At 71.8% G+C, this 8,947-nt stretch carries 8 protein-coding genes; 3 read left to right on the top strand and 5 right to left on the bottom strand.

From position 1 onward, the window contains the following. The 4 genes from SSOG_RS17280 to rsmI form a co-directional block, all read right to left on the bottom strand. Positions 1–713, bottom strand: a 713-nt coding sequence (locus tag SSOG_RS17280) for a ubiquitin-like domain-containing protein (RefSeq protein WP_009715528.1), incomplete at its 3' end; no start/stop codon positions are given. A gap of 75 nt (positions 714–788) precedes the next feature. Then, positions 789–1,763: a TatD family hydrolase gene (locus SSOG_RS17285; protein WP_009715529.1), complete on the bottom strand. Its 975-nt coding sequence runs from the start codon at positions 1,761–1,763 to the stop codon at positions 789–791. A gap of 86 nt (positions 1,764–1,849) precedes the next feature. After that, positions 1,850–2,299 carry a hypothetical protein gene (locus SSOG_RS17290; RefSeq protein WP_009715530.1) on the bottom strand — a complete coding sequence of 150 codons (450 nt, stop codon included), beginning with the start codon at positions 2,297–2,299 and terminating at the stop codon, positions 1,850–1,852. Between the two features lie 168 nt (positions 2,300–2,467). Continuing rightward, positions 2,468–3,346, bottom strand: a complete 879-nt coding sequence (gene rsmI / locus SSOG_RS17295; RefSeq protein ID WP_009715531.1) for a 16S rRNA (cytidine(1402)-2'-O)-methyltransferase — start codon at positions 3,344–3,346, stop codon at positions 2,468–2,470. Between the two features lie 126 nt (positions 3,347–3,472). On the opposite strand from rsmI, the gene SSOG_RS17300 reads away from it, so the two are divergent. Both SSOG_RS17300 and SSOG_RS17305 read left to right on the top strand, forming a co-directional pair. Beyond that, positions 3,473–5,263, top strand: a complete 1,791-nt coding sequence (locus SSOG_RS17300; protein ID WP_009715532.1) for a dolichyl-phosphate-mannose--protein mannosyltransferase — start codon at positions 3,473–3,475, stop codon at positions 5,261–5,263. Between the two features lie 133 nt (positions 5,264–5,396). After that, positions 5,397–7,043 carry a penicillin-binding transpeptidase domain-containing protein gene (locus SSOG_RS17305; RefSeq protein ID WP_009715533.1) on the top strand — a complete coding sequence of 549 codons (1,647 nt, stop codon included), beginning with the start codon at positions 5,397–5,399 and terminating at the stop codon, positions 7,041–7,043. Between the two features lie 91 nt (positions 7,044–7,134). On the opposite strand, the gene SSOG_RS17310 is transcribed toward SSOG_RS17305, so the two are convergent. After that, the gene (locus SSOG_RS17310; RefSeq protein ID WP_039937890.1) at positions 7,135–7,506 is read right to left on the bottom strand and encodes a hypothetical protein; all 372 of its coding nucleotides are present in this window, start codon (positions 7,504–7,506) and stop codon (positions 7,135–7,137) included. A 166-nt stretch (positions 7,507–7,672) separates the two neighbouring features. On the opposite strand from SSOG_RS17310, the gene SSOG_RS17315 reads away from it, so the two are divergent. Next, on the top strand, positions 7,673–8,947 hold a 1,275-nt coding region (locus tag SSOG_RS17315; RefSeq protein ID WP_039937893.1), incomplete at its 3' end, for an AfsR/SARP family transcriptional regulator.

Below are 8,947 nucleotides of genomic sequence, written 5' to 3' on the forward strand. Positions count from 1 at the left end.
CCGCCGGTGATGCGCATCACCTTCACCGTCTGGCCGTCGCGCGGGAAGCTGTCCTGCGGGACGGAGGTGGTGTCCTGGCCGCGCAGGGTGAGTCCGGCCTCGGTGAGCGCTTCGCCGATGGTGGCGGCGTTGGTGCGGACGGGGTGTGGGCGGTCGTCGGCCATGAAGGTGACGGTGCGCTGGGTGCGGACGTGGAGGTCCAGCCCGCGCCGGGTGATGGCGGCGGAGCGGGAGGCGGACAGGTAGGCGCCGTCGGCGCGTACGCCGAGTTGGCGCAGCGCGCCGTCGACGGTGTCGGCGGTGGTCCACACCCGGCGGCGTTCACCGTCGACGGTGAGGGTGACGGGGCGGCCGTAGCGGACGGCGATCTCGTCGCCGCTGGTGAGGGATTGGCCGGGGGCGGGGGCGACGATGTCGTGCGGGCTGACCGCGACGTCCTCGTCGGCGAGCAGTTCGGCCACGTCGTCGGCGTAGGTGTGGAGGGTGCGCGCGTGGCCGTCGACGCTGAGCCGTACCGCCTTGTCCTGGGCGACGAAGGCGGAGGTGCCCCCGGCCAGGGCGGCGACCACGAGCGCCTGGGGCAGCAGCCGCCGCACCGGATCGGTGAGGACCGGGTTGCGTCCGCGCCGGGCGGCTCGGCGCGCGGCGGCACGGCCGCCCGGAACGCGGTGGCTGCCCTGCGTACGGCTCACGACGACACTCCACGGGTCCACGGGTCGGGGCGGGACGCCGCGGACTGTAGCGGAGTATCCGGTGACTCTCCAAAGCCGATTAATTACCCTGCGTTGTCAGCGGTCTTGGGGACCGTCGGGCACCGAATAGCCGAAGACACGTGCGGTGTTGGCCGCCACGGCGGTCGCCAGGGTGTCTTCGGGGACGCCCTTGACGTCGGCCATGGCCCGCAGGGTGAACGGAATCAAGTACGGAGCGTTAGGCCGTCCGCGGTAGGGCGCGGGGGTGAGGAACGGTGCGTCGGTCTCCACGAGGAGGAGGTCGAGGGGGGCGACGGCGAGGGCGTCGCGCAGCGGCTGGGCGTTCTTGAAGGTGACGTTCCCCGCGAAGGACATGTAGTAGCCGTGCTCCGCGCACACCTTGGCCATGGCGGCGTCGCCGGAGTAGCAGTGGAAGACGACGGTGTCGGGGGCGCCCTCCTCGGCGAGCACCCGCAGGACGTCGTCGTGGGCTTCGCGGTCGTGGATGACCAGGGCCTTGCCGTGCCGCTTGGCGATGTCGACGTGGCGGCGGAACGAGCGTTCCTGGGCGGCCATACCGTCGGGTCCGGTGCGGAAGTAGTCGAGGCCGGTTTCGCCGACGCCGCGCACCTGGGGCAGGGCCGCGAGGGTGTCGATCTCGGCGAGGGCCGCGTCGAGGGCCTGGTCGCCGCCGGGTTCCCGGGCGCCCTGCCGGGACCAGCCGTCAGGGTCGCCGAGGACGATACGGGGTGCCTCGTTGGGGTGGAGGGCGACGGTGGCCCAGACGCTGTCGTGGGCGGCCGCCGTCTCGGCCGCCCACCGCGACCCGGCGATGTCGCACCCCACCTGGACGACGGTCGTCACACCGACCGAGGCCGCCTTGGCGAGCGCGTCCTCGACGGTCCCCGTCTGCATGTCCAGGTGGGTGTGGGAGTCGGCGACCGGTACCCGCAGGGGGTCCGGGAGCGGGGGCGGAGCGTCCTTTTCCTTTTGCCTGCCGTTTTGTCCGCCGTTGTTCTTCCCGCTGCCGGTTCCGCCGCTGCCGCCGTGGGTCGATGCTGATTGCGCCATGAGCGTGATTCTATGAATGCCGGTGAATGTCGGGTGAATCACACCCTTCACCTCACGCTCATCCGCTCAACTGACCCCGACCCGGCTCATTTGCGATGCGAAAAGGGGTGCAGGAGATTCGACAGGTGCCAGTGGTGCCCACGGCGCCGCGTGGAGCCTCCGGTGTCCGCCTCGCCGTCCGGCCCGGCACCGTCCGCCCCCGCCTTCGGCGCACCGCGCGGCGGCGTGCGCCGGGCGCTCTCCAGTACCGACGAGACCTGGCCCGCCCGCATGATGCGCACCAGATGCGCACCGCAGTTGACGCAGTCGGGGCTCGTCAGCGGAGACGGGACGCGCGTGCCGTCGGTGAAGTACACGACGAAGGGGTGGCCCTCGCCGTCCACGTGGTGCTCGATGTCGTACGACCGTTCCCAGCCGTGCCCGCACTTCATGCAGGCGAAGGCGTACGCCTCGTGGGCCACCTCGTCGCCTTCGGGGCCGACGGTGGGCCGGGATATCGGGTGAACGCCGTTCGAGGCTCCCGCTATATCGCTCATGGCAGCTCCTCTTGTCCGCAGGACAAGTCTTCCGGGATTGGTTACGTCCCCGCGCTTCTCCAGTGGACGCCTTTCCCGGCGGGATCGCAGCAGCTCTTCCCTGTCTTTGGGGGAGATTTAGCTGTGCACTATCGAAACCGCCCGATCGGCAGGTCTGCCCTTTGCCTTTCAGTGGTGAGCTTTACCTTCGCGTGGCGCCCCCGCCGCCGCGTTCTTTGCCGCGACGACGGCATCGAACACCACCCTTTTGGGTACCCCGGCGGCCTGCGCGACCGCCGCGATGGCCTCCTTGCGGCGCTCCCCGGCCTCCTCGCGCACCGCGACCCGGCGGGCCAGCTCCTCAGGACCGGCCTCGTCGGGGCCCGGTTCCGCGGCGCCCTCGACGACGACGGTGATCTCGCCCCGTACGCCCTCGGCGGCCCAGGCCGCCAGCTCCTCCAGCGGGCCGCGCCGGACCTCTTCGTACGTCTTGGTCAGCTCCCGGCACACCGCGGCCCGCCGGTCCGCGCCGAACACCTCCGCCATGGCGGCCAGGGTGTCGGCCAGCCGGTGCGGGGCCTCGAAGTAGACCAGGGTGCGCCGCTCCTCGGCGGCCTCGCGCAGCCGCCCCAGCCGCTCCCCCGCCTTGCGCGGCGGGAAGCCCTCGAAGCAGAAGCGGTCCACCGGCAGCCCGGAGACGGCCAGCGCGGTGAGCACGGCGGACGGGCCGGGCACCGCGGTGACCGCGATACCGCGCTCGACGGCGGCGGCGACCAGCCGGTAGCCGGGGTCGGAGACCGAGGGCATGCCCGCGTCGGTGACCAGCAGCACCCGGGAACCCCCCGCCAGCGCCTCGACCAGCTCGGGGGTACGCGCCGACTCGTTGCCCTCGAAGTAGGACACCACCCGCCCGCCCGGCTGGACGTCCAGCGCCTGGGTGAGCCGGCGCAGCCGCCGGGTGTCCTCGGCGGCGATCACATCGGCCGCCGCCAGCTCGGCGGCCAGCCGCGGCGGCGCGTCCGCGGTGTCGCCGATGGGGGTCCCTGCGAGTACGAGCGTTCCAGTCACCGGGCCATCCTCGCAGCCCGCCGCACCCGCCGCGTCGGCCGCCGTTTCCACGGCGTCGGCCGCCGCTTCCGCGAGACACCACCTGATCCACGCCACACTCACAGGCCGCTTCCCTACGATGGCCCGGTGAGCAGTGACACCGCGACCCACGCCCAGCCGGGCCGAGCCGCCGGCCAGCACCCGCCGGCCTGGCAGCGTCGGCTGCGCCGTTTCGGATACGCGGGCCAACCCCGGCCCGGTGTACGCGAACGGCTGGTCCCGCCGTACCAGGAGCCGGGCACCCGGCTGTGGGAGACGCTCGGGGCGACCCCCGCGGTGGCGGCCAGAATCGCCCGCTGGAGCGGCTGGGGCGGGCCGCTGCTCGTCGCGCTCGTCGCCGGGCTGACCCGCTTCTGGAGCCTCGGCAGCCCGGACAAGGTCATATTCGACGAGACGTATTACGCCAAGGACGCCTGGTCGGTCTGGCGGTTCGGCTACGAGGGCACCTGGCCCAAGACCGCCAACGACAGGATCCTCGACACGCCGCAGCACATCCCGCTGAGCGACGCCGCGTCCTATGTGGTCCATCCGCCGGTCGGCAAGTGGGTCATCGGGCTGGGCGAGCAGTTCTTCGGGCTGCACCCCTTCGGCTGGCGGTTCATGGTCGCCGTGCTCGGCACCCTGTCGGTGCTGATGCTGTGCCGGATCGGGCGGCGGCTCTTCCGTTCGACGTTCCTCGGCTGCCTGGCGGGCGCGCTGATGGCCGTGGACGGTCTGCACTTCGTGATGAGCCGCACAGCGCTGCTCGACCTGGTGCTGATGTTCTTCGTGCTGGCCGCCTTCGGCTGTCTGCTCATCGACCGGGACAAGGCCCGGGCGCGGCTCGCGGCGGCGCTTCCGTCCACGCCTCCGGAGAGCGACGACGGCACGGCCCGGCCCGACGCGACGGTCGGCTGGGGCCTGAAGCTGGGCGCCCGGCCGTGGCGGATCGCGGCCGGGGTGCTGCTGGGCCTGGCCATCGGCACCAAGTGGAACGGCCTGTATGTGCTGGCGTTCTTCGGCCTCATGACGGTCCTGTGGGACGTCGGCGCGCGCCGCACCGCGGGCGCCCCGCGCCCCTACCGGACGGTGCTGCGGCGCGATCTGCCGTGGGCGTTCCTGTCGACGGTGCCTGTGGCGATCGTCACGTACATCGCCTCCTGGTCGGGCTGGTTCGGCGCGAGCGGCACCTTCAGCCGGTCCCGCGGCTGGCAGCACAGCGGCTACTTCCGCCACTGGGCCGAATCGGACCGGCCGGACGGCGGCGGCTACGGCACCGGCGGCGCCTTCGACTGGCTGCTCAACCCGCTGCGCAGCCTGTGGCACTACGAGACCGAGGTCTACAAGTTCCATGTGGGCCTGGACTCGCCGCACGTCTACCAGTCCAACCCGTGGAGCTGGCTGGTCCAGTCGCGGCCGGTCTCGTACTTCTACGAGTCCCCGCGGGCCGGTCAGGAGGGCTGCCCCACGGACGCCACCGAGAAGTGCGCCCGCGAGGTGCTGGCCCTGGGCACCCCGCTGCTGTGGTGGGCGGCCTGCTTCGCGGTGCTCTACCTGCTCTTCCGGTGGGCGCTGCGGCGCGACTGGCGGGCGGGCGCGATCCTGGCCGGGATCGCGGCCGGATACCTGCCGTGGTTCCTCTACCAGGACCGCACGATCTTCTCCTTCTACGCCGTCGTGTTCGTGCCGTTCCTGTGTCTGGCGGTGGCCATGATGATCGGCGCGCTGCTGGGCCCGCCGGGAGCCACCGATACCCGGCGGGTGGTGGGCGCGGTCGGCGCGGGCGCGCTCGTCCTGCTCATCATCTGGAACTTCATCTATTTCTTCCCGCTGTACACGGGCCAGACGATGCCGATGGATGCCTGGCGGGCCCGCATGTGGCTCGACACCTGGATCTGAGTCCGGGCCAGGCGCCCGGAGGAAGGCGTTCCGGAGGGGGCGCGGCGGGTTCACACGATGCCGGTAGAGTGCCTCGAACCGCGGCCCCCATCGCACCGGTGGGGGGACTCGAAGAACACAGTGGGGGTTCTGCATGCGGAGTGGCGCGAGAGCCGCGATCGTCAGTGCGGTGTTCGCCGCCATGGTCGTCAGTGTTGCCGGCTGCGGCAGCGGCCAGGATGACTCGTCGGGTTCCAAGGACGGCGCGAACGCGTCGGGCGACGAGAAGAACGCCGTGAAGAAGGTGAAGACCGGCCCGCCCAGCGCGGCCGAGGTCAAGACCACCGCCCGCTCGTTCCTGGCGGCATGGTCGGCGGGTGAGACGGCGAAGGCCGCCGCCCTGACGGACGACAGCGACGCGGCCACCGCGGCGCTGAGCGGCTACCGCAAGAAAGCCCATATCGACAAGGTGGAGCTGAATCCGGGGCAGGCCAGCGGCGACAAGGTGCCGTTCGCGGTCAACGCCCGGATCGCGTACAGCGGTGAGAGCAGCGTCCCCTGGACGTATGAATCCTCGCTGGATGTGACCCGCGACACCAAGACGGGCAAGCCGGTCGTCGACTGGCAGCCCTCGGTCGTCCATCCCAAGCTGGGCAAGGGCGACACCCTGAAGACCGGCGAGTCCGAGGCCCCGCCGATCAAGGCGGTCGACCGGGACGGCACGGAGCTGTCCGCCACCGACCACCCGTCCCTCAAGGGCGTGCTGTCCTCGCTGCGCGAGCGGTACGGCAAGAAGGCCGGCGGCAAGGCGGGCGTGGAGACCTTCATCTCCCGCGCCAAGGGCTCCAAGTCCCCCGACGAGACGCTGAAGGTGCTCTCCAAGGGCACCCCGGGCACGCTGAAGACGACGATCGACGGCAAGCTCCAGAGCACCGCCGAGCAGCAGGTGAGCAAGAAGAGCAAGGCGTCGGTCGTGGCGGTCAAGCCCAGCACCGGTGAGATCCTCGCGGTGGCCAACTCCCCCGCGAGCGGCTTCAACCCGGCGCTCCAGGGCTCGTACGCGCCGGGCTCGACCATGAAGGTCATCACCTCGGCGACGCTGATCGACAAGGGTCTGGCCGCGTACGGCAAGGCGCATCCGTGCCCGAAGTACTTCTCGTACGGCGGCTGGAAGTTCCAGAACGACAAGAAGTTCGAGATCAAGAACGGCACGTTCGAGCAGAGCTTCGCCCGTTCCTGCAACACCGCCTTCATCAGCCAGGCGGGGAAGCTGAAGGACGACGATCTGACCAAGGAGGCCCGTGACGTCTTCGGCATCGGCCTCAACTGGCAGACCGGCGTGCCCACCTTCGACGGCGCGGTGCCGACGCAGTCCGCGGCCTCCAAGGCCGCCTCGCTGATCGGCCAGGGCGGGGTGCGGATGAACCCGCTCAACATGGCGTCGGTGTCGGCCACGGCCTCCACCGGCACCTTCCGCCAGCCGTACCTGGTCGCGCCGTCCGTGGACAACCGGACGCTGGCCAAGGCGAGCAAGACGATGAAGTCGAGCACCAAGGACCAGCTGCGCAAGCTGATGCACCTGACCGCCACCTCCGGCACCGCCGCCGAGGCGATGTCCGGGATGAGCGGTGACTTCGGCGCCAAGACCGGTTCGGCCGAGGTCGACAACCAGGAGAAGCCGAACGGCTGGTTCACCGCCTACAACGGTGACCTCGCCGCGGCCGGTGTGGTCCCCGAGGGCGGCCACGGCGGCGACACGGCGGGCCCGATCGTGGCCGCGCTGCTGCGCGCGGGCGGCTGAGGCCCCGTCCTACCGCTGAGGAGCCGGGCGGGCGCGGTGATTCCGCGCCCGCCCGGCTCTTATCTGTGCAGCCGGTCGGCCGTTCAGCCGGTCAGCAGTGCGGCATTCCGGCGTGGCCGTTCTGGAGGGCCAGCTCGGTCACGTAGCCGTTGGACGGGCCCCACTGGTCGAGCTGGACCCAGACATTGCTGGTCCGGCCGCCCAGGCTGGCTTCGCCGCCCTCGGTGAAGCAGATGGCTTCCTGGTCGTCACCGAACTGGACATTGCCCCAGACGGCGCCGGTGGTGGCGGGCACCGACCGGATGTAGGCGTCGCTCGTCACATGAACCGGGACGTTCGCCGCCTCCGCCTTGGTGCCGATCGACTCGGCGGGCTGGGCACTGGCCGCGGTCGCGCTCAGTCCCACCATCGCCACCGCGGCGATACCAAGACCGGCCCCCGTCAGGCGTCCACGTACACGCATGCTCTCGCTCCCTTGATCGTTGTGTTGTCGGCGCCGCCGGTCGTGCTCCCCGTGGCGGCACGAACGACTCTCCCGCCCGGGTGTGGAAGGGAGGTTGAAGAAACGTTGACCGGTCATTTACCGGGGAGGTCCACTCTGGCTGACAGGGACGTGACAGGGGGTCGAGGTGGAGTTCCGGTTGCTGGGCCCGGTGGAGGCGTCGGCCGAGGGCCGACCCGTCGCACTGGGCCATCCCCAACAGCGCACCGTCGCGGCGGTGCTCCTGTGCGAACTGGGCCGCGCCGTACCGGCGGAGCGGCTGATCGACCGGGTGTGGGGCGAGGATCCACCGAGCTCGGTCCGCAACATCCTCTACGGGTACATCGGGCGGCTGCGCACCGCCCTGGCCGACTGCGGCGCCCCCGGCGTCCGGCTGGCCCGCCGCTCCGGCGGCTACCTCCTGGAGGCCGACCCCGAGCGGGTGGACCTGCACCGCTTCCACCGCCTCACGGCCGCCGCCCGCGACGGTGACGACCGCGTCGCCCTGTTACGGGAGGCCCTGGACCTGTGGCGCGGAGACGCCCTCAGCGGGCTGACCGGAGCCTGGGCGGAGGCGACCCGGGCCCGCCTCGGGGACGAACGGCTGGCGGCGCGGCTGGAGTTGTACGACGCTTCGCTGCGCCTCGGCCACCACCGTGAACTGCTGCCGGAGCTGCGCGCCCAGGCGGCGTCGCACCCGCTGGACGAACGGGCGGTACGGCAGCTGATGACGGCGCTGTACCGCGGCGAACGGCAGGCGGAGGCACTGGAGCTGTACGAGGCCACGCGCCATCGGCTCGCCGACGACCTCGGCGTCGACCCCGGGCCCGAGCTGCGCGGGGTGCACCAGCGCATCCTGAGCGAGGACCCGTCGCTGGCCGTGCCGGAGGAGTGCGGGGCGGACGCGGTGTCCGTCTCCGAAGCGCCGGTCGGGACGGGCGCTTCCGGACCGCCCGCCGACTCCGCGCTGCCGCGGGTACCCGCCGGACTGCCGCATGTGGTGGGCGGGTTCCGCGGTCGGGACGAGGAACTGGCCCGGCTGGACGCCCTGCTGCCGCCCGGCCCGGGCCCGGCCACGGAGGCGGCCGAGGACCCGGCCGGAGCCGTGGCCATCGCGGCCGTCTGCGGCACGGCCGGGGTCGGCAAGACCGCCCTCGCCGTGCACTGGGGGCACCGGGTCCGGCACCGCTTCCCCGACGGCCAGCTCTATGTGGATCTTCGCGGCTTCGACCACGACAGCGAGCCGCTGCGCCCCGCCGAGGCCATCGGGCAGTTGCTGCACGGGCTGGGGGTGGCCCGGGAACGGATCCCGGCCGACGGGGACGAGCAGGTGCATCTGTACCGCTCGTTGCTGGCCGGGCGGCGCATGCTGGTCGTGCTGGACAACGCCGCCTCGGTGGAACAGGTGCGTCCGCTGCTGCCC

This window comes from Streptomyces himastatinicus ATCC 53653, assembly GCF_000158915.1.
GTDB lineage: Bacteria > Actinomycetota > Actinomycetes > Streptomycetales > Streptomycetaceae > Streptomyces > Streptomyces himastatinicus.